General features: G+C 66.5%; 18 protein-coding genes and 1 tRNA gene. 13 read left to right on the forward strand and 6 right to left on the reverse strand.

Going from position 1 to position 20,170, the window contains the following annotated elements; all coding sequences use genetic code 11:
- Window positions 1-139: 139 nt before the first annotated feature.
- The 4 genes from IEY07_RS09345 (at window position 140) to IEY07_RS09360 (ending at window position 2,384) form a co-directional block, all read left to right on the forward strand.
- Entirely contained in the window at window positions 140-631 is a 492-nt protein-coding gene (locus IEY07_RS09345; RefSeq protein WP_188894945.1) for a MarR family winged helix-turn-helix transcriptional regulator, read from the forward strand.
- Window positions 632-727: 96 nt separating this feature from the next.
- Complete coding sequence (locus tag IEY07_RS09350; RefSeq protein ID WP_188894946.1) at window positions 728-916, forward strand: hypothetical protein; 189 nt, start codon at window positions 728-730, stop codon at window positions 914-916.
- 89 nt (window positions 917-1,005) lie between these two features.
- Window positions 1,006-1,572 carry an AAA family ATPase gene (locus IEY07_RS24675; protein WP_188894947.1) on the forward strand — a complete coding sequence of 189 codons (567 nt, stop codon included), beginning with the start codon at window positions 1,006-1,008 and terminating at the stop codon, window positions 1,570-1,572.
- A complete protein-coding gene (locus tag IEY07_RS09360) occupies window positions 1,572-2,384 on the forward strand; it encodes a class I SAM-dependent methyltransferase (RefSeq protein ID WP_188895402.1) in 813 nt (270 codons plus the stop codon). Before IEY07_RS24675 ends, IEY07_RS09360 begins: the two co-directional genes overlap by 1 nt.
- On the opposite strand, the gene IEY07_RS24075 is transcribed toward IEY07_RS09360, so the two are convergent.
- Window positions 2,372-3,052, reverse strand: a complete 681-nt coding sequence (locus IEY07_RS24075; RefSeq protein ID WP_229669892.1) for a winged helix-turn-helix transcriptional regulator — start codon at window positions 3,050-3,052, stop codon at window positions 2,372-2,374. The genes IEY07_RS09360 and IEY07_RS24075 overlap by 13 nt on opposite strands.
- Before the next feature lie 50 nt (window positions 3,053-3,102).
- Between IEY07_RS24075 and IEY07_RS09370 the strand changes: the two genes are divergently transcribed.
- From IEY07_RS09370 to IEY07_RS09385, 4 genes are all read left to right on the forward strand, one after another.
- Entirely contained in the window at window positions 3,103-4,509 is a 1,407-nt protein-coding gene (locus IEY07_RS09370) for an MFS transporter (protein WP_188894948.1), read from the forward strand.
- Window positions 4,510-4,646: 137 nt separating this feature from the next.
- A complete protein-coding gene (locus IEY07_RS09375; protein WP_188894949.1) occupies window positions 4,647-5,279 on the forward strand; it encodes a TetR/AcrR family transcriptional regulator in 633 nt (210 codons plus the stop codon).
- Entirely contained in the window at window positions 5,276-5,746 is a 471-nt protein-coding gene (locus IEY07_RS09380; protein WP_188894950.1) for a hypothetical protein, read from the forward strand. Before IEY07_RS09375 ends, IEY07_RS09380 begins: the two co-directional genes overlap by 4 nt.
- Before the next feature lie 152 nt (window positions 5,747-5,898).
- Window positions 5,899-6,801: an ArsR/SmtB family transcription factor gene (locus tag IEY07_RS09385; RefSeq protein WP_188894951.1), complete on the forward strand. Its 903-nt coding sequence runs from the start codon at window positions 5,899-5,901 to the stop codon at window positions 6,799-6,801.
- Window positions 6,802-6,917: 116 nt separating this feature from the next.
- Here IEY07_RS09385 and IEY07_RS09390 read toward each other — a convergent pair whose 3' ends face one another.
- Window positions 6,918-7,712 (reverse strand): cytochrome P450, encoded by a 795-nt coding sequence (locus IEY07_RS09390; RefSeq protein WP_229669893.1) that lies wholly within the window; start codon window positions 7,710-7,712, stop codon window positions 6,918-6,920.
- Between the two features lie 61 nt (window positions 7,713-7,773).
- Between IEY07_RS09390 and IEY07_RS24080 the strand changes: the two genes are divergently transcribed.
- The gene (locus tag IEY07_RS24080) at window positions 7,774-8,094 is read left to right on the forward strand and encodes a hypothetical protein (protein WP_229669894.1); all 321 of its coding nucleotides are present in this window, start codon (window positions 7,774-7,776) and stop codon (window positions 8,092-8,094) included.
- 341 nt (window positions 8,095-8,435) lie between these two features.
- Here the strand turns inward: IEY07_RS24080 and IEY07_RS09395 are convergent.
- A tRNA-Arg gene (locus IEY07_RS09395) sits at window positions 8,436-8,508 on the reverse strand.
- Between the two features lie 102 nt (window positions 8,509-8,610).
- Here IEY07_RS09395 and IEY07_RS09400 point away from each other — a divergent pair.
- The gene (locus tag IEY07_RS09400; RefSeq protein WP_188894952.1) at window positions 8,611-10,158 is read left to right on the forward strand and encodes a PrsW family intramembrane metalloprotease; all 1,548 of its coding nucleotides are present in this window, start codon (window positions 8,611-8,613) and stop codon (window positions 10,156-10,158) included.
- Window positions 10,159-10,313: 155 nt separating this feature from the next.
- A complete protein-coding gene (locus IEY07_RS09405; RefSeq protein ID WP_188894953.1) occupies window positions 10,314-10,793 on the forward strand; it encodes a single-stranded DNA-binding protein in 480 nt (159 codons plus the stop codon).
- Between the two features lie 89 nt (window positions 10,794-10,882).
- Here the strand turns inward: IEY07_RS09405 and IEY07_RS09410 are convergent, their stop codons facing one another.
- Entirely contained in the window at window positions 10,883-13,102 is a 2,220-nt protein-coding gene (locus tag IEY07_RS09410; protein ID WP_188894954.1) for an NADP-dependent isocitrate dehydrogenase, read from the reverse strand.
- A gap of 166 nt (window positions 13,103-13,268) precedes the next feature.
- Here IEY07_RS09410 and ettA point away from each other — a divergent pair, with 166 nt between their 5' ends.
- Window positions 13,269-14,951: an energy-dependent translational throttle protein EttA gene (gene ettA, locus IEY07_RS09415; RefSeq protein ID WP_188894955.1), complete on the forward strand. Its 1,683-nt coding sequence runs from the start codon at window positions 13,269-13,271 to the stop codon at window positions 14,949-14,951.
- A gap of 387 nt (window positions 14,952-15,338) precedes the next feature.
- A complete protein-coding gene (locus IEY07_RS09420; protein ID WP_188894956.1) occupies window positions 15,339-16,532 on the forward strand; it encodes a choice-of-anchor P family protein in 1,194 nt (397 codons plus the stop codon).
- A 59-nt stretch (window positions 16,533-16,591) separates the two neighbouring features.
- Here IEY07_RS09420 and IEY07_RS09425 read toward each other — a convergent pair whose 3' ends face one another.
- Both IEY07_RS09425 and IEY07_RS09430 read right to left on the reverse strand, forming a co-directional pair.
- Entirely contained in the window at window positions 16,592-19,462 is a 2,871-nt protein-coding gene (locus tag IEY07_RS09425; RefSeq protein ID WP_188894957.1) for an FAD-binding and (Fe-S)-binding domain-containing protein, read from the reverse strand.
- A gap of 40 nt (window positions 19,463-19,502) precedes the next feature.
- Complete coding sequence (locus tag IEY07_RS09430) at window positions 19,503-20,093, reverse strand: MarR family winged helix-turn-helix transcriptional regulator (protein ID WP_188894958.1); 591 nt, start codon at window positions 20,091-20,093, stop codon at window positions 19,503-19,505.
- Between the last annotated feature and the right edge of the window lie 77 nt (window positions 20,094-20,170).

Below are 20,170 nucleotides of genomic sequence, written 5' to 3' on the forward strand. Positions count from 1 at the left end.
CCACGAAATTGGGCCCGGGGCGAGCGGCTGCCTGGCGACAGTGGTGACGCCCGTGATGACGCCCGTGATGACGCCCGTGGTGACGACGGCGATGTCGCCGTAGTGGCCAGCGACGAGGTCGCGGGCACAATGGGGGCTCGTGGAAGCAAGCAACGACGGCGGCCCGGCCGCTGCCGAGGACACCGACGAATTCGTGACGGCACTGCTGACTGCTTCGCGGGTGCTCGTCGCGGTCGCGGCCCGGTCCTTGGCGGAGCACAACGAATCAGTGACCATCACCCAGTTCCGCACGCTGGTGGTGCTCGGCAACCAGCCCAATCTGAGCTTGAACCAGCTTGCCGACCAGCTCGGTGTCAACGCCTCCACGGCGATGCGCATGATCAACCGGCTGTTGAAGGCCGAGTTGGTCACCCGTCACGACAATCCCGATGATCGGCGGGAGATCGTGCCGGCACTCACCGCGGCCGGCCGGGAGATCGTCGACACCGTGACCCGCCGGCGGCGGGATGAGATCAACCGGATCGTCACCGCGATGCCCGCGCGGCATCGCAGCGCGTTGATCGCAGCACTTCAGGCATTCGCGCAGGCTGCCGACGAACCGGACGCCCGACCGAGCGCCCTGGACTGGTAACCCGACCAGAGCACGAGACCCACGGGCAGCACGAAATCCGCGAGCGCCAAGGGAAAGGAGGTCTTGTTCCGCAGTATCCGAGGAGCAGGTGAGACGATGCCGCCCGTTCGCAGCTACGTGATCAGAGTGAGCGTCGCGCCGGACGGAGTGGCATGGGACGTACGGGTCCCAGGGCTCAGATCCGGCAAGGCCCCGACCGTCCAGGTTGCGATGAAGCCGGCGCTTGCGAAACACGTCGAGCGCACCGGGCACGCCGATGCCAGACAGGCCACAGTGTTCGTGTAAAGCGTGTCCCGGACTGTTGTCGGTGCATCGTGGTTCTCGCGGGTGAAAGTCGCTCGCAGTGAGGCGATCTTGCTCGATACGCTCCGGCGATGGGTGTCAGGAACTTTCTGGTCGAAGGCCGCTCAGGGAGTGGCAAGACCACGGTGTGCGACGAGCTGCTTCGGCGCGGTTACCAGGCCATTCACGGTGATCGGGTGTTGGCCTATCAGGGTGATCCGGAGACCGGTGAACCCGACCCGGTGACGAGCGAGATTCCGAACGGTAGCAGGCACCCACGCAACTGCGACTGCACAGAATGCCTTGCATGGCTGGACAAGCGGTGGATCTGGAACCTCGATCAGGTGAGATCCTTGATCGCCGATCACGATCAGCCGATGACCTTCTTCTGTGGCGGTTCGAGAAACGTCTCGAAGATCATCGATCTCTTCGACGGCGTGTTCATTCTCGAGGTTGATCTTGAAACGTTGCTCCATCGTCTGGAAAGGAGACCTGAGGACGAATTCGGCGGGAAGCAGTCCGAGCGGGACTTCGTCACCCAGCTGTACGGGACGTCGGACAGCATCCCCTCGGCCGGCATCATGATCAACACGGGCCGACCGGTGGAGCAGGTCGTGGACGAGATCATCAAGTACGCCGCTATGTTCGGACCGTGGTGATGCCAGACAACTCCCGGCAGACGGTCGGTTCTCACGGCTCCGGTGGCGGAGATTCCAGCCAGGGCTGGGCAGAACTCGCTCCAGGCTATGAGCAGTCCCGCGCCAGAGAGGACTCACTCGACCGTCTGGTCGAGTGGCCTGCGCAGCGGGAGCTCTTTGGCGATGTCGCGGGCCGTTCGGTGCTCGATGTCGGGTGCGGCAATGGTGGCAAGCTCGCCGAACTGGTTCGCGAAGGTGCGACCGGAGCCGTCGGCATCGACATCAGCGGCAACTTCCTCGCCGATCGGCCGCCCGGCCTGGAACTCATCCAGGCTGACCTCTCCGACCTCGATTCCGTGCCCGGACTTGCGGGACGACAATTCGATCGGATCCTGTTTCTGCAGTCTTTCGGATACGCCCGCGAGCCGGTCCGCACTCTGAAGGCCGCGCGGGAGCTGCTGACTGACGACGGCTTCATCCTGCTCACCAGGACCCAGCCGATCCGGTACGCCCTCGAGCGCACCGAGCAGAACGGCACCATGCTGGGGGAGGAATACTTCTCCACTGCCGGATACACCTACCGCAGCGGCTGGAATGACGAGGTGGCATTGACGAAGCGCCCGTACACGATCTCCGATCTGCTCAACGTCTTCAGCGCAGCTGGGCTGTGGATCGAGACCGCAGCGGAGCCGCAACTGTCGGAGGATGACCGCCGCCGTTACCCGCACAAGCAGGCGTGGATGGACAAGTATCTCGGCATCTTGATCTTCAAACTCCGGCCACTGCCGACCGGTCCGCAGACACCTCTCCCCGGAGCGCGTCACTCCTCCTGAATCTCGTCGGGCCGCGGGGCAACGACCCTGCTGAGCAGGTCACAAGTACCGGCCTCGTTGCCGATGATGGTGATCTTGGCGGCGCCTTGGGACAATTGCTCCCTGGGTTTGCCCAGAGCATGCAGCAGATCGTCGGCGGTCGCGGTGATGACCGTGTCGGGGCGTTCGGGCGGGGCGTGCTCGACCCGGACCGTCCCGTCGGCGTCGAGCCAGATGCCGAATTCCTGGTTCCGATCCTCGATCCGGACGCCGATGGTCAGCGGCTCGACCGAGATGTTCGTCGATGGCCGGTAGTAGGTCCGGATGGTCAACATCAATGAGTCAAGGCTGACGAATGTCTGCTCCGCGGTGGGAGGCGTGTAGAGGGCCCACGTGCCGAGCGCCAGGACGATGGGCTCGAGTTCGCGGCCCCAATCGGTCAGTTCATAGACCCAGGAGGCCGACGGCGGTGGCAGCCGGCGGCGACGCAGGATGCCGGCCGCCGTCAGTTCGGTCAACCGCTCGGTGAGGGCGTTGGGGCTGGCACCGGGGAGGCCGTCGCGCAGATCGGTGAATCGCTTGGGCCCGAGCAGAAGCTCCCTGACCACAAGCAGCGACCACCGTTCGCCGACGAGATCGAGAGCGCGGGCGACGCCGCAGATCTGCCGATAGGCACGTTTGACCGGCATTGCCCTCCTCATGATTGCTAATTCATACTAAAAAGTCTTAATATCATACTATGTCCGTCACTCACCCGGACACGGCCGACGCGAACCGTCAGCGTGTCAGCACTCTCGCCCTGGTCGCCGTGGCCGAATTCATGGTCTCCCTCGATGTGTTGGTGGTGACGACCGCATTCGGTGCCATCCGGCATGATCTCGCGGCCCGTCCGGTCGACCTGCAATGGACGCTGACCGTCTATACCGTCTGCTTGGCCGGTTGCCTGATGGCCGGAGCGTCGCTCGGGGACCGGTTCGGGCGTCGACGGATGTTGATCATCGGCATCGCGTTGTTCACGATCGGATCAGCAGGCTGCGGTTTGTCGCCCGGACTCGGTCTGCTGATCAGCTCGCGTGCGCTCCAGGGGGTCGGGGCGGCGCTGGTGCTGCCGTTGTCGCTGCCGTTGATCAGCGTCGCCTTCCCACCGGAGCGGCAGGGACGGGCGTTGGGCATCGTTGCCGGGATCAGCGGGTTGGCGACCTTCGCCGGGCCACTGATCGGCGGCGGACTTGCCGCCGAGTTGGGCTGGCGCTGGATCTTCTGGGTCAACGTCCCGGTCGGGATCGTGCTCATGATCTTGATCCGCCGCGCGGTCCCGGAGAGTCGTGGACCGACCAGCAAGATCGACGGCGCCGGCATGGCTCTGGTCACGGCCGGCCTGATCTGTTTGGCCTGGGGATTGAGCCGCATACCGGACCGCGGCCTGTCCAGTCCCGACGTCCTGATCGGTATCAGTATCGGTCTGGTGCTGATGATCTCCTTCGTGGTCTGGGAAGCGTCGACCACGCATCCGATGATCGAGATCGGACTGTTCGGATCCATCCGATTCGCCAGCACCAACCTGGTCACCCTCTGTCACTCGGTGCTGGTGCTCGGCGCGGTCGCGCTGATGGCCCAGTACTTGCAAGCGACGTTACGCATCGACAGCTTCATTGCAGGTCTGGAACTGCTGCCGTGGACCGGATCGATGATGTTCATCGCTCCGCTGGCCGGGCGACTGGCTGACCACATCGGGACGCGTACCGTGATCATCGGCGGGTTGGTCCTCGCGGGAGCCGGAGCGGGCTGGTTGGCCTGGGCATCTCATCCGGGAACCTCCTACCGTGATCTTGTTCCCGCGTTGGTGATCATGGGCATCGGAAACTCGGCAGTCTTCCCCGCAGTGTCAGCGGCTGTGGTCGCAGGTGTCGATCTGGAAAAGATCGGCCCCGCCTCCGGCGCCAACAACACCGTGCGCCAGACCGGCGGCGTCCTCGGCATCGCGATCATGACAGCGATCTTCTCCGCGACGGGCGACTTCACAACGTCGACGGCCGCAGCACAAGGGTTCCGCGCCGCTCTGATCGCGTGCGTCGTTGCGGCACTGGTCGGGGCGCTCGCCGGGGTCGCCGGACCGTCTAGCAATCTTTGGAACAGCGGTGAGTGACCGACCCGATGCGTCCACCCAGCGGACCTTTGCGTTTGATCACCGGGCGCCTGGCCGTCTGGGGATCGCCCTGAAGTGCCCCTGAGGCAGCGCGCCGGCCCCTTGCCGTCGTTACCGGACGAAGTAACAATTTACCTGTGCAGGTAACCAAGCAGAACAGGCAGACGCCGAGCCGGGCAAGTCGTCGCCAGCAGATCATTGATGCGGCGATCGAGGTGGTGGCGCGCGAAGGCGTGGCAGGGGCGTCGTTCGAGAAGATCCGGCAGCACGCCGGCATCTCGAGTACCCGGTTGATCTCGTACCACTTCGATTCCAAGGACGAACTGCTGTACGCGGTCGTCGAACAGATCGTCAGCCAGGCCGTCGGTTTCATGCAGCCCCGGATCGCTGCGGCCAGCGGGGCGCTCGCCCAGCTGGACGCCTACATCCGCTCGAACCTCGGCTTCCTGGCCAGCCGGCCGACCTACCTGATCGCGGCCGTCAAAGTGTTGTCGGTGGCGACGCCGGAGGACAGCCGGGTCACTCACGAACAGGCAGAGGCCCCCGTCCGTGCCCTGCTGCGCGCCGGACGCGACAGCGGAGAGCTCCGCGCCGTCGACGAGGCCGTGGCGGCGATGGCGATCCGCAGTGCCATCGACGGGGCGGCCATCCGCTACAGCCTCGATCCGCAACTCGACCTGACCGCACTCGCCGACCAGCTTGCACAACTCTTCACCACGGCCCTCGTGGCCCGGAGCAACGAACAGAACCAAGGGAGAACCCCACCATGAGCAACACCGCCATCAACACCATGACCAACACCAGTGGGCAGCGCTCGGAGCTGCGCGGTGTCTTCCGGGTCGCTGCCGGCCTACTGGTCGGCTACATCGCCATCAGCGCCGCAGCACTGGTCTTCGCGGTCGTCGAGCGTCACAACAGCGGGCTGGTCAACGGGGTCGTCTGGATTCGCGGCGGAGCCGTCCTGGCCTCATCGATCCTGCTCTACGTCTTGTGCAGGTTCGCCGAGAAGGGCCGGACCACCGCGTATCGGCGGCTTCGGCTGCTGTCCTTCATCATCCCGTGCGGAGTGTTGATCATCATCATCGCACCCGGGGAATATCCGACCTGGATGAAGATCGAGCAGGTAGTCTGCGGCGCGCTCGTACTCACCATCGCGATCTTGATGAGCCAACCGCAGGTGCGTGCTGCGTTCCCCAAGCCGGTCAAGAAGCCGTCGCGATCACGGGCGTTCCGCTGATGATCGGCACTGCGGTGGCGATCGATGACTGGCTGCTGCCGCTTACTCGCCTTGGTGGTTGAAGAACAATGCCGCTACGCCTACGTCTTAAGGACGAGGACCTCGCGTCTGTGATGTTCGCGGTGTCGCCGATCCAGCAAACGGTTCCCTTGGTGACTCTGGCACCGAGCCGGGCTGAGCCTCGATTCCTGATCATGGAGCATCGTGCCCGGGTACGGCGGTTCCGCGCCGACCACTCCGCGCTGATCGCGGTGCAGTCCGTGCCGGGCGTGCTTCCTGATTGGGTGACCCCTACGCCGGCAACCTCTGATGCCGACTTCGGCGATGAGCTCGAACGAGTCGCCGCAACCAGGAGCGAGTCGCTCGAGGCAAGCTTTGACCGACTCAAGCGGGCACCCCATCCAGCGGCGTCCGCCGGCTCGCTTCGGACCCAGATAGTGGACGGCTTGTGGCGCGCTCACAGGGACACATTCGCTGACACCTGGAGTGCCAGCCGCAACGGGATGGCTGCCGAGGTCGCCCGCCGCGGACAACAACTCGCTGATCAGGGTGTCCGACGAGTCCTGCAGACCCTCCACCCGCGAATCAGGTTCGACGGGCGGACTCTGACACTGTTCAGCCCGAGATTTCTCGAGTCGGTCGACCTGGAACTCCCAGGCCGCGGAATCGTTCTGGTCCCATCCCCGGTGTGGACGAACACCTTCAGTTCCAAGTTCAACGGCATTGATCCACTGGTCATCGTCTATCCCATCGGGCAGGCGGTCAGGACGATGGCCGGCCCACCCGGGGACCCGACCGACAATCAGCGGGCGCTGGAGAAACTGCTCGGGGTGACACGGGCGCACGTGTTCTTGAGCCTCAGCCGTGGATGTGGGCTCTCGACCACCCAGTTGGCGGCGGCCGCGCATTGCTCGATCCCGTCAGCAAGTGAGCACGCAGCTGTGCTCCGGGCGGCAGGTCTGCTGGTCACGCGTCGTCACGGCCAACACGTCACCCACTCCATCACCGAGACCGGCCGTCGATTGGCCGATGGCTGGAGAACACCCCGCATCTAGGCGGTTGGAGTCGACTGCACGCCGCATCACGTGCACGTCAAGCGAACGTCAGGCGCACTCTGCGTCAAGACGGCCAGCCGCTCTTCATGACGTGATCTGCTCGGCTGGCCCGCATGTCACCAGCTGACCAGCAGGGATCGTAGCCCGTAGACGGCGTTGAAGACATTGAAGTCCGGCTCACTGGTCGGGTCGGCCAGTGCCAGGCCGGGGAAGCGTTCGAGGAGGGCGGGGAAAGCGATGCGCATCTCCATCCGGGCCAGCGGGGCGCCGATGCAGTGGTGGATCCCGTGGCCGAAGGCGATGTGCGGGCTCGCGGTCCGGGTGATGTCGAGAGTTCCCGGGTGGTCGATCAGGGCGGGGTCGTGGTCGGCTGCGGGCAGCGACAGCAGCACGGTCGAGCCCGCCGGAATCGTGACGTCGGCGATCTGCGTGTCAACGGTGGCGATCCGCGGTTGTACCGATGGGACGATTGACAACCAGCGCAGCAGTTCCTCGATGGCCGGCTCGATCATCTCCTGTTTGATCGTCCCCGCGTCGTCGGTGAGCAGGGCGAGCTGGTCCGGGTGCTCGAGCAGGGCGTACGTGCCGAGTCCGAGCATGTTGGAGGTGGTCTCGTGGCCGGCCAGCAGGAGCAGTTCGGCGATGCCGATCAGTTCGTCGTCGGCGAGGTCGTCGCCGTGGTCACGGACCAGCATTCCGATCAGGTCCTCGCCGGGGGCCGAGCGGGCGCGGGATACCAGTCCGGCCATGTACTGCTGGCCCTCGGCCTGTGCCGCCACTCGATCCTCGGGTGGCGCGGAGGCGTCCAGGAGTCGGACGGATCGGTGGTGGAAGCCGGTGCGATCGGCGTAGGGGACGCCGAGCAGTTCGCAGATCGCCAGGGATGGGACCGGCAGCGCGAACAGCGCCACCAGGTCGGCCGGGCTGCCGGCGTTCTCGAGATCGTCCAGAGCAGCGTCGACGATCTCTGTGATGCGTGGTTGGAGGGGCGCGCATCCGGCGCATCGTGAATTCTGGGGTGAGTATCCGACGGATCCGGGTGTGGTCGGGCGGATCGAAGCCGATGAACTGGCCCGGTCCGGGTGGTCCTGCTGGGCCGATCCCGCCGCTGCTGAATCCGGCCGGGTCGCCGAAGATCTGCCGGACGTCTTCGTACCGGCACACCAGGAAGCCGTGCTCGATGCCGGGAAGTCCGATCCGGACCACGCCCTGTTCGTCGCGGGCCGTTGCGAGTTCGGGGGCAGGACCGATTCCGTCCCGTCGCAGATACAGCGGCACTTCCTGCGTTGCTGACATGGCTTGTCCTTTCCGGGACGCGATCGGCTTGCGGGCCCAACACGCCCGAGTCAGGTTCGGTCTGTCTCGCGCGTTCTCGGCTGTGGTCTGGGAAGTGTCTGCAGGCCAGCACCGCTTGGCAGAGCTCTGACGGTAACGTCGGTGCTCCGCTACACGTGGAGGTTTCGGTCCTCATCGAAACTCACCAGCTCGGTATTGAAATGAGGGGCCATCGACGCGAAGGTCGGCGTAGGCCGTCGTCTACCAGGCGAGGCGTCGACCAGTTGACCGAGCCCGAACCTGCCGGACCGCGACTCCCGGCCGCCCGTCGTATTCGACCTTCCGCAGCTACACAGGTGCGCCCCGGGAGGGAGTCGAACCCCCAATCGGCGAGGTAGAAGCTCGCTGCCTTATCCGTTTGGCCACCGGGGCAAGGGGATGCGTACGTCTCCCCGCGCAAGGCAACACTGTAGTAGCTCACCGGCCGAGGAGTTCACAGGTTGACCGGACCGATGACTCGGTACGCTGGGCGCCGTGTCGGTAGCCCAGAACAGCGGACAGCCCACCGGAGCTCCAACGCCCGACGGTCCGAAGAAGCCGTCGGACCGGCTGCGGACCTTCGGCACCCTGCTCGGGCGCGGTAAGGATGACAGCCCGCAGGCCCGCGATCGGCGCCGGCTGGCCCGTACCGGCATCCCGGCCGCGGCCGACCAGTCGGTGCCGTTGCCGCGGCGGATCCTGACGAATCGGATGTTCTGGCTCGGCATCGTGATGCTGATCGCGTACGCCGTCTTCCTGACGATGCTCTACAACCAGGTCGTGCCCGACAAGAAGGTGCCGGGCGGGGAGTTGATCGGCCTGGGCCACGAGGCGGTTCCGATCTCCGCCAAATTCGCCGCCTTCACCGCCGTTCCGCTGGCGCTGGTCTTCCTTTGGGTCGACCGGTTCCGGCCGCAGCGGCTGCCGATCTGGTTCATGGCATTCGGCTGGGGCGCCTGTATCGCCACCTTCGTCGCAGCCCAGGTCAACACCTGGGCTGCCAGCCATCTGTCGATCGTCGGCGACGGCGATCCCGCGACCGGTACTCGGGCCGCGATCTACGTCGCTCCCTTCGTCGAGGAGGCCTGCAAGGCGACGGTGCTGTTCTGGATGGCGATCCTGATGCGCTACCGCTGGGTCAGCCGACTGACCGGTATCGCGCTGGCCGGCCTCTCCGCCGCCGGCTTCGCCTTCGTGGAGAACATCCTCTACTACGGCCGCGCCTACCGGTACGCCGCCAACACCTTCGGCGCCGGCAACCCGGTCGATGCGCTGCACCAGTTGTTCTTCCTGCGCGGGGTGCTGACCTTCTTCGGCCACCCGCTCTTCACCTCGATGACCGGCATCGGGCTGGCGATCGCATTGCGCTCCAAGAGCAAGGTGGTCCGGGTCGTCGCACCGTTGGCCGGTTACTGCTGTGCGGCCTTCCTGCACATGACCTTCAACACGGTCTCCAGCTTCGTCACCGGCAGTCAGCTGCTGATGATGTACGTCTTCCTGGCGATCCCCGCTGTGGTGGCGATGATCACCTTCATCATCCGGCAGTTGTTCCGTGAGGGCCGGTTGATCCGCGAACGGATCACCGACTACGAGCGGGTCGGCTGGCTGCCCGAAGGTGACGCCCGGCCGGTGTCTCGGCTGCGCACCCGGCTGCGGGCGATCTGGCAGTCGATCTTCCTCGGTCCGGACGCGATCGTGGCGACCTTCCGCTTCCAGCGGGCCGAGACTGAGTTGGCCTATCTGCGCGACGCCATGGCCCGCGGTGTGGTCGACGACGCCGGCCAGTTGCGGGAGAAGGCGCTGCTGGCGACCATCCGCTCCGTACGCGGCGCGGCCGTGATCCAGCCGGCCCGGCGGGCGGCGTACTCCAACGTGACCGACGCCTTCAAGCGCCGCCGGACGGCTCCGGCGTACGCGCCGCCGCAGTATCCCGGTCCCGCCGGTCTGGGCGGCAGCCTGCCTGCTCCGGGTCTGGCGCCGATCGGGCCGGCCTCGACCCAGCTGTCCGAGGTCAACCCGAATTGGAAGCCGCCGGGCGAATAGCCCCGGACGCCGGCTGTCACAAGTTGTCCACAGCCGTCAAGGACCTCGAAGCGCTGTCCACAGATTTCGACCGAACTGAAACACCGGGGCCAGCCAGACCCAATGTTCCAGTGAGGGGCCGCACACCGCGGCCGGACATCGCGAGGAGCAGGACCATGGCAATGGATGCCCAGGTGACCATCAGCGGACTTGTCGGAAGCACTGTCGAGTTCCGCCCCAGTCAATTCAACACGACACAGGCGACCTTCCGGCTCGCGTGCACGCCGCGGGTCAACCGTCCCGGCGGCTGGGCGGACGGCAAGACGATCTGGATCACGGTGAGCTGCAAGTGGGGTCTGGCCGAGAATGTCGCGGCCAGCATCAAGAAGGGCGAGGCCGTGCTGGTGCAAGGCAAGCTGCGCAACTGGACCTTTCCGGACAAGAACGGGGAGATCCAGGAACGCCTGGTGGTCGAGGCCACCTCGGTCGGACACGACCTGTTCCGGGGCACATCGACCTTCCAGCGGGTGCAGCGGATCGAGCAGAACGACGACATCGAGCGGGAGGCCGGCGAGATGATCATGAAGGTCGAGGAAGAGGATCTCGGCGAACTGGCCGAAGCGACGGGCGATCGGTCGCTGGCCGCGACCCGGTGACACTGCAACCGCTGACCGCCGTCAGCTTCGGGCCCTACTGACGATCCCGGCCGGCTCGTCCGGCCGGGATCCCGCCTCGGGAGTGTGGCTCAGAGCGAGGCGAGCGCCTCGTTCAGTGTCGCGGACGGACGCATCACCGAGGACGCCTTCGCCTCGTCGGGCCGGTAGTAGCCACCGATGTCGGCGGGGGAGCCCTGGACACCGTTCAGCTCGCCGACGATGGTCTCCTCCTGGCTCGCCAGCGTCTCCGCCAATGGCGCAAACGTCTTGGCCAACTCGGGATTGTCGGTCTGGTTCGCCAGCTCCTGCGCCCAGTAGAGCGCCAGGTAGAAGTGTGAGCCGCGGTTGTCGATGCCGCCCACCCGGCGGGTCGGCGACTTGTCCTTGTTGAGGAAGGTGCCGGTGGCCCGGTCCAGGGTGTCGGCCAGCACCTTCGCACCCGCATTGTCGGCGTAGCCGGCCAGATGCTCGAAACTCGCCGCCAGAGCGAAGAATTCGCCCAGGCTGTCCCAACGGAGGTAGTTCTCCTTGATCAACTGCTGCACGTGCTTGGGCGCCGAGCCGCCGGCACCGGTCTCGAACAGCCCGCCGCCGGCCATCAGCGGCACGATCGAGAGCATCTTGGCCGACGTGCCCAGCTCGATGATCGGGAACAGATCGGTGTTGTAGTCACGCAACACGTTGCCGGTCACCGAGATGGTGTCCTCACCCTTGCGCAGCCGCTCCAGCGAATACTGCGTGGCCTCGTAGGGGGCCAGGATCTCGATCGTCAGCCCGGCGGTGTCGTGGTCCGGCAGGTAACTGTTGATCTTGGCGATCAGGTTCGCATCGTGCGGGCGCTTCTCGTCCAGCCAGAAGACCGCCGGGGCACCGGTCGCCCGGGCGCGGGTGACCGCGAGCTTGATCCAGTCGCGGATCGGGGCGTCCTTGGTCTGGCAGGCCCGCCAGATGTCACCGGGCTCCACCTCGTGGCTGAGCAGCTCCTCACCGGAGGCGTTGACCACCCGGATGGTGCCGGCGGACGGAGCCTCGAAGGTCTTGTCGTGGGAGCCGTACTCCTCGGCCGCCTGGGCCATCAGCCCGACATTGGGCACCGATCCGATGGTGGCGGGATCGTAGGCGCCGTTGGCCCTGCAGTCGTCGATCACGGCCTGGTAGATCCGGGCATAGCTGGAGTCCGGGATCACCGCCAGGGTGTCGGCCTCTTCGCCGTTCGGTCCCCACATGTGACCGCCGATCCTGATCATGGCCGGCATCGAGGCGTCGACGATCACGTCGGAGGGCACGTGCAGGTTGGTGATGCCGCGGTCGGAGTCGACCATCGCCATCTTCGGTCCCTCCGCCAGCCTGGCCTGCACGGCCTTGGCGATCGCGTCGCCGTCCGGCAGCTTGGCGGCCGAGCTCAGCAGCGCACCGAGACCGTCGTTGGGGGAGATGCCGGCAGCGGCGAGCTGGTCGCCGTACTGCTCGAACAGCGTCGGGAAGAAGGCCTGCACGGCGTGGCCGAAGATGATCGGGTCGGAGACCTTCATCATGGTGGCCTTCAGGTGCAACGAGAAGAGCACGCCGTCGGTCTTCGCCTGCGCGATCTGCTCGGTCAGGAACCGGCGCAGCGCGGCGACACTGAGGAAAGTGCCGTCGATGACCTCGCCGGCCAGCACGGTCAGCCCGTCCTTGAGCACGGTCACGGTGCCGTCGGCGGCGACATGCTCGATCCGCAGGATGTCGTCGGTCGGGATGATCACCGACTTCTCGTTGGAGTAGAAGTCGTCATGGCCCATGGTCGCGACGTTGGTCTTCGAATCGGGGCTCCACTTGCCCATCCGGTGCGGGTGCGCCTTCGCGTACGCCTTCACCGACGCGGGAGCGCGGCGGTCGGAGTTGCCCTGCCGCAGCACCGGATTGACGGCCGAGCCCTTGACCCGGTCGTAGCGCTCCCGGACGTCCCGTGCTTCGTCGCTCGATGGGCTCTCGGGATAGTCCGGCAGATCGTAGCCGGCGTCCTGGAGCTCCTTGATGGCTGCCTTCAGCTGCGGCACCGACGCGGAGATGTTGGGCAGTTTGATGATGTTGGCAGACGGGTCGGCGGTCAGCTCACCGAGCTCGGTCAGCGCATCCGGCAGCTTCTGCTCGTCGGTCAGCCGCTCCGGGAACTGGGAGATGATCCGGCCCGACAGCGAGATGTCGCGGGTCTCGACCTCGACGCCGGCCTTGGCCGCGTAGGCCTGGATGATCGGCAGGAAGGAGTACGTCGCCAGCAGCGGCGCCTCGTCGGTATGGGTGTAGATGATCTTGGCAGTACCTGACATGGGCTTCGCCTGACTCCTGCTCCAGAGATGTTCGGGGTCGCAATGTTCCTTGACGTCAAGATACCTGACCGGCGTCGGTATTTGTCTGGGCGGTAGGTAGCACTAGGTTGGGTGGTCGGCCAGATCGATCACTTCCAGTCCAACGTTTGAAGGGGACAGCACCAGCATGGCTGAGTTCATCTTCCAGCTCCAGAGCGTCCGCAAGGCGCTCGGCGACAAGGTCATCCTGGACAACGTCACGCTGGACTTCCTGCCTGGCGCCAAGATCGGCGTCGTCGGCCCCAACGGCATGGGCAAGTCGACCCTGCTGAAGCTGATGGCCGGTATCGAGCAGCCCAACAACGGCGAGGCCCGGCTGGCCAAGGACGCCACTGTCGGCATCCTCCTGCAGGAACCGCCGTTGACCGAGGGCAAGACCGTCCTGGAGAACGTCGAGGAAGCCGTCGGCGAGACCAAGCAGATGCTCGCGCGCTTCAACGAGATCTCCGAGGAGCTCGCCAACCCCGACGCCGACTACGACTCTCTGCTGGCCGAGATGGGGGATCTGCAGACCGAGCTCGACCGCCGTCAGGCCTGGGAGGTCGACTCCCAGCTCGAGCAGGCGATGGACGCGCTGCGCTGCCCGCCGGGCGATGCGATCGTCAACGTGCTGTCGGGTGGTGAGCGCCGCCGGGTCGCGCTCTGCAAGCTGCTGCTGCAGCAGCCGGACCTGCTGCTGCTCGACGAGCCCACCAACCACCTGGACGCCGAGTCGGTCTTCTGGCTGCAGGGACACCTGAAGAGCTACCCGGGCGCTGTCCTGGCCGTCACCCACGACCGGTACTTCCTCGATGACGTCGCCGAGTGGATCCTCGAGCTGGACCGCGGGCGCACGTACCCCTACCAGGGCAATTACTCCACCTACCTGGAGACGAAGCGGTCCCGGTTGCAGTTGGAGGGCCGCAAGGATGCCAAGCGCGCCAAGATCCTGGAGCAGGAACTGGAATGGGTGCGCTCCAACCCGCGGGCGCGGCAGGCCAAGAACCGGGCCCGGCTGGCCCGTTACGAGGAGCTCGCGGCCGAGGCGGAGCGGGCCCGCAAGCTGGACTTCGAAGAGATCAACATCCCGCCGGGCCCGCGGTTGGGCAACCAGGTGCTGGATGCGGACAACCTGGTCAAGAGTTTCGAGGACCGTACGCTCTTCAACGGCCTGTCATTCTCCTTGCCGCGCGCCGGCATCGTCGGCGTGATCGGCCCGAACGGCGTCGGCAAGTCGACCCTGTTCCGGATGATTGTCGGCGAGGAGACACCGGACAGCGGCTCGCTGAAGCTCGGCTCGACCGTGTCGATCTCCTATGTCGACCAGAGTCGTTCCGGCCTTGACCCGAAGAAGAACGTCTGGGAGGTCGTCTCGGACGGCCTGGACTACATCAAGGTCGCCAATTTCGAGATGCCGTCCCGCGCCTACGTCGCCAGCTTCGGTTTCAAGGGCCCGGACCAGCAGAAACCGGCCGGCGTGCTGTCCGGCGGTGAGCGCAACCGTCTCAACCTGGCGCTGACCCTGAAGATGGGCGGCAACCTGCTGTTGCTCGACGAGCCGACCAACGACCTGGACGTGGAGACCCTGCAGTCCTTGGAGGACGCGCTGCTGGAATTCCCCGGCTGTGCTGTGGTCGTCTCCCACGACCGGTGGTTCCTGGACCGGGTCGCCACCCACATCCTCGCCTGGGAGGGAACCGACGAGGATCCGGCGCAGTGGTATTGGTTCGAGGGCAACTTCGAGGACTACGAGGCCAACAAGATCGACCGGCTGGGTGCCGAGGCGGCCCGCCCGCACCGCACCACCCACCGCCGGCTGACCAGGGACTGACTGCGGGCTGGGCTGAAGCCCGGACTGCCGTTCCCGATCGGCAGACCGGGACCGCCCGACGACACCCGGCACGGGCGGGCGCTACGCCACGAATTCGCGTCACGCATTCGCGCGAGAGAAGCCAGGCGTTTCATTTACACGCTGCCGGGTACTGATTGTGCCCTTTTGTCGCCGGCGATTACCAGCCCGGTTTTGAAAAGGCCATTTCGTTATATCCGTGCTCAAAACGAGATATAAATGGCCGTTTTCTAAATTGCGCCGTGGGCGTTGGTGGAGTTTTATCGTTATTACGCAAAGGGGAACGGCACATTCCCATCACTACTCTCCCTGGGGGTTCTTGTGCGTAAAACTCGTGTATCTCCCGTTCTGGCAGCCGCAATCCTCGGGTTGGCCGGTTCGGCCTTCGCTATTCCCGCGGCGAATGCGGCGACAACGCATTACGGCTACGGCGCTTACGCCTACGGCTCGAGCGTCTCGGCCGGCAGCCTCGTCAACTCGGGACCGACCTCGAAGCTGACGATGTGCACCACCACGCCGACGTCGAAGACCATGCATGTGGCGGCGACCAATCTCGGCGCACTGGGCACCATTGGTGCGGTGCGGACAACAGTGAAGAGCGCCGGTTCCGGCTCCTCCGTCTCGACCACCACCACCAGTACGACCGGCGCCATCAAGCTGCTCGGCGGGCTCGTTACAGCCGACGGTGTCGTCAGCACCGCGGTGTCCCGACACACGTCTGCCGGGTACAGCGAGTCCGGCTCGACGAAGGTTGTGAATCTCGAGGTCGCCGGAGCGCCGGTGTCGGCCAATCCGGGCAAGGACACCACCGTGAGCCTGCCCAGCGGACTCGGCACATTGACGCTGAACGCCCAGGCCACCAGCTCCACGTACGGCTACCACAAGATTGTCGTGAAGGCGATCAAGATCGCGCTCAACAAGTCCAAGGCACTCTCGCTGCCCTCGGCCGACGTCGCGGTCGGGTATGCCGCCGCCGCGCTCCACGAGCCGGTCCACGCCAGGCCGTACGGGTCGGCCTATGCGACTCGGATTTCGGCCGCTGACGGTACGGTGACGTCGTCGGGAACAGCCAGCATGACCTTGCCCTGCGCCGGCAGTGACGGGCGGACCGTCAAGAACAGCACCGCTGCCGTCAAGGCGGGGAAGGCTGCATCAGTTGGCGCGGTCGCCACAACGGGCACTTCGACCGATACCGCAGCGCTGACGTCGGCCACCACCAGCGCCAAGCTCGGCGCCGCCAGCCTGCTCAACGGGCTCATCAAGGTGGACGCGATCACCGTCAAGGCGACGTCATCGCAGAAACCGGGCGCCAAGGTGAGCACATCGTCCTCTGGGACCAAGATCGCCGGCCTGACGATCAACGGCAAGTCGGTCAAGGTCAGCGGACGTGCGAACCAGAAGATCAACATCGCCGGGATCGGCACACTGTGGGTGCACAAGACCGTCACCACCAGTAGGCAGATCCAGGTGTATGGGCTGCAGCTCGATCTGCTGAAGGCCAGCTCGGGGCTCAAGGCGGGCAGCACCGTCACGGTCGGTTATGCCGGCGCCGGTGTCCACTGAATCCACTTCCAAAGAACATTCTCCGAGCCCGGCCGCATCAGCCGGGCTCGGAGAATTGTTCAGTGTCGGGCAGTCGCCAAAAGGTCGGCCAGGCTGATCGCTGTCCGGCCGGCCAGCTCGGCCAGCTGCGTACGGCAGGAGAAGCCGTCCGCCAACACGATCGCCTCCGGCCCGGCTGCCCGGACGGCCGGGAGCAGGTCGTGCTCGGCAACGGCGACACTCACCTCGTAGTGCCCCCGTTCCATGCCGAAGTTGCCGGCCAGCCCGCAACAGCCGCCGACCGAGGTGATCGTGGCGCCGGTCCGCTCCAACAGCGCGGCATCGCTCTGCCAGCCGGTCACCGAGGCATGGTGACAATGCGGCTGGACCACCAGCTCCGTGCCGCGCAGATCGGGCGGCTGCCAGCCCTCGGTCCGGGTCAGCAGCTCGGCCAGACTGCTGATCCCGGCCGCGACCGTCGCCACCCGCGGATCGTCCAGCAACTCGGGCGCGTCGCTGCGCCAGACCGCCAGGCACGACGGCTCCAGCCCGACGATCGGAATGCCGGCCTCGGCGTACGGCTCCAGTACCGCCACCGCGGCCCGCAGCTGCCGACGGGCGCCGTCCAGCTGGCCGGTGCTGATCCAGGTCAGCCCGCAGCAGGCGTTGCGGGACAGCAGGTACGGCTCGTACCCGGCCCGACGCAGCACGGTGATCGCCGCCGGGATCGGACCGCCGGCGAACTGGCTGGACAGCGAGTCGGTCCAGATGATCACGGAGTTCGCGGGCAGTGACCGCGGATCGTCGGCGATCGGCAGCCCGTCGGTGATCGCCCGCGATTCGAAGGCAGGAAGTTGGCGTCGCCGGTCGATTCCGGCGATGGATTTGATCATCGATGACAGCAGCGGCAGCCGGGTGCCGAGGTTGGCCAGCCGGGCCAGGACGGGGATCCTGGTGATCATCCGTCCCCAGCGGGGCAGTTGACCGAGCGCATAGTGCGCGCGCGGCCGCAGCCGGCCCTTGTAGGTCCGGTCCAGCACCTCCGCCTTGTAGGCCGCCATGTCGATCCCAGTCGGGCAATCACGCCGACATCCCTTACAGGACAGGCAAAGATCGAGCGCGTCGTGCACCTCGGGGGAGGACCAGCCGCCGGTGACCAGCCGGCCGTTGAGCATCTCCTCCAGCACCCGGGACCGGCCCCGGGTCGAGTCCTTCTCGTTGCCGGTGGCTTGGAAGGACGGGCACATCACCCCACCGCCACCGGTGTTGTCCGCCACGCACTTGCCGACACCGGTGCAGCGATGCACCTCGCGGGTGAAGTCCGGCTGGGCCAGTGCCAGCGGTCGGAGGCGTACTTGCGGGATCCGCAGATCGCCATCCACCGGGCGGGGGTCGACGAGCACACCGGGGTTGAGCAGATTCCCCGGGTCGAAGATCTCCTTGACCGCACCGAAGAGCTTGATCGCCTCGGGCGAGTACATCCGGCCCAGCAGTGCCGAGCGGGCTCGGCCGTCACCGTGCTCACCGGACATCGACCCGCCGTAACCGGCGACCAGGTCGGCGGCGTCCTCGACGAAGCGGCGGTACTGGGTGCCGCCGCCCTCCTCCCACAGCGGAAAGTCGATCCGGACGTGCACACAGCCGTCGCCGAAGTGCCCATAGGGCACACCGTCGACGCCGTAACTGTGCATCAGCTTCTCGAAATCCCGCAGGTACGCGCCCAGGTGCTCCGGAGGCACCGCGGTGTCCTCCCAGCCGCCGTGCGCGGGCCGGCTCAGGCTGATCGCCGCCAGACCGGCACCGTCCTCGCGGATCTTCCACAGCCGGGCGGCCTGTGCCGGATCCTGGACGACGAAACCGTCCAGGCAGCCGGAGTCGGCCAGCAGCCGCTCGGCCCGGTCGCGTACGTCATGATCATCATCGCCGGACAACTCGACCAGCATCCAGCCGGACCCGCGGGGCAGCGCCGGCACCGCGTCGGCGCCCTGCCGGCGTCGTACGACGTCGACCATCCGGGCATCAAGGCCCTCGGCCGCAGTCGGCCGGTAGGGCAGGATCGCGGGCACGGCGTCGGCCGCCTCGGCCATGTCGGGGTAGCCGAGCGCGATCATGATCTTGTACGGATCGTCGGCGACCAGCCGGACCGTGGCGCGGGTGATCATGGCTAGGGTGCCCTCGGTGCCGGCCACGAACTTCAGAACGTCGAAGCCGCGCTCGGGCAGCAGATGCTCCATCGAGTAGCCGGAGACCTGGCGGCCGAAGCGGCCGAACTCGGTCCTGATCACGCCGAGATGGTCGCGGACCAGGCCGTCCAGCCGGCCCAGCAGCGGCGAATCGGTCGGCGAGGTGTGGGCATCGATCGTCATCCTGGTCCCGTCGGCGGTGGCGATCTCCAGCTCGACCAGGTTGTCGGCGGTCCGGCCGTAGGCCAGTGCTCGGGATCCGCAGGCGTTGTTGCCGATCATCCCGCCGATCGTGCACCGGGTGTGGGAGCTCGGATCCGGGCCGAAGCGCAGGCCCTGACGGGTCGCCTCGCGTTGCAGCGACGCATGCACGACGCCCGGCTCAACGGTCGCCGTACGAGCCTGCGGATCGATCGAGATGATCTTGTTCAGGTATTTGGAGGTGTTGAGCACCAGGCCGGTGCCGATCGCGTTGCCGGCGATCGAGGTACCGGCGCCGCGGCTGGTGACCGGGACCCCGTGGTCGGTCGCGAGCCGGCCGATCTCGATCAGTTCGTCGGCGCTCCGCGGCCAGGCGACCAACTGCGGCACCACCCGGTAGATCGATGCGTCGGTCGAGTACAGCGCCCTGGTCAGGGTGCCGGCGTCGACGGCAGAGCCAAGGCCTCTGGCGCGCAGGTCGGCGAGCAGGGCCTGTGCCGCGGGGTCAAGAGCCTGGTCCGCGGACCGGGGCGGATCGACCGGGGCGGCCGTCGAGACGTCAGTCATAGCGGCGACCAGCCTAAGGCTCCGCGCCGCCGGAGACTTCTCAATCCCCGCCTACGGACAATCTGCCGGTCTCGGGCGCGGGCTGGGGGTCGGGCTGGGGACAGTCGTCGCAGTCGTCGTCCGGTTCGGCGGTCGGCGTCGGGGCGACCAGGGTGAATCGGCGCGGAGCCATCGTGCCGTCTTCGCGAGGTGTGTCCAGCAGCGACTCGAAGACCCGGCCGAGTGCCTCCCAGTCCTTTGCACCCGCCGGGTCGATGAAATGCCGGCGGACCGATTCGACGTGGGCGGGCGCCGACTTCTCCAGCAATGCCATGCCGGTTGGTGTCAGCTCCGCCCAGACGCCGCGACGGTCTGACCGCGATGCGGTCCGCTGGACGAGTCTGGCGGTCTCCATCCGGGCGATGGTGTGGGTCAGCCGGGACCGTGACTGGTGCACCGCGTCGGCGAGCTCGGACATCCGCAGCCGCTGGTCCGGACCCTCCGACAGGCACACCAGGATGCTGTACTCGTTGAGGGAGAGCTGATACGGCCTCAGTGCCTGGTCCAGGCGCTCGAGGAGCTCGGCGGCCCCCAGCAGGTAGGTCCGCCAGATCCGCTGTTCGGAGTCGTCCAGCCACCGCGTCTCGCTCATCGCCACCTATCTCGGTCCGGGCTGTCCCGCCATCGCCGTCGTTTGGCTCAGCTGCGGGGGAATCTCACTGGGCCGCG

This window comes from Microlunatus endophyticus (genome assembly GCF_014646195.1).
Taxonomy (GTDB): Bacteria; Actinomycetota; Actinomycetes; order Propionibacteriales; family Propionibacteriaceae; genus Microlunatus; species Microlunatus endophyticus.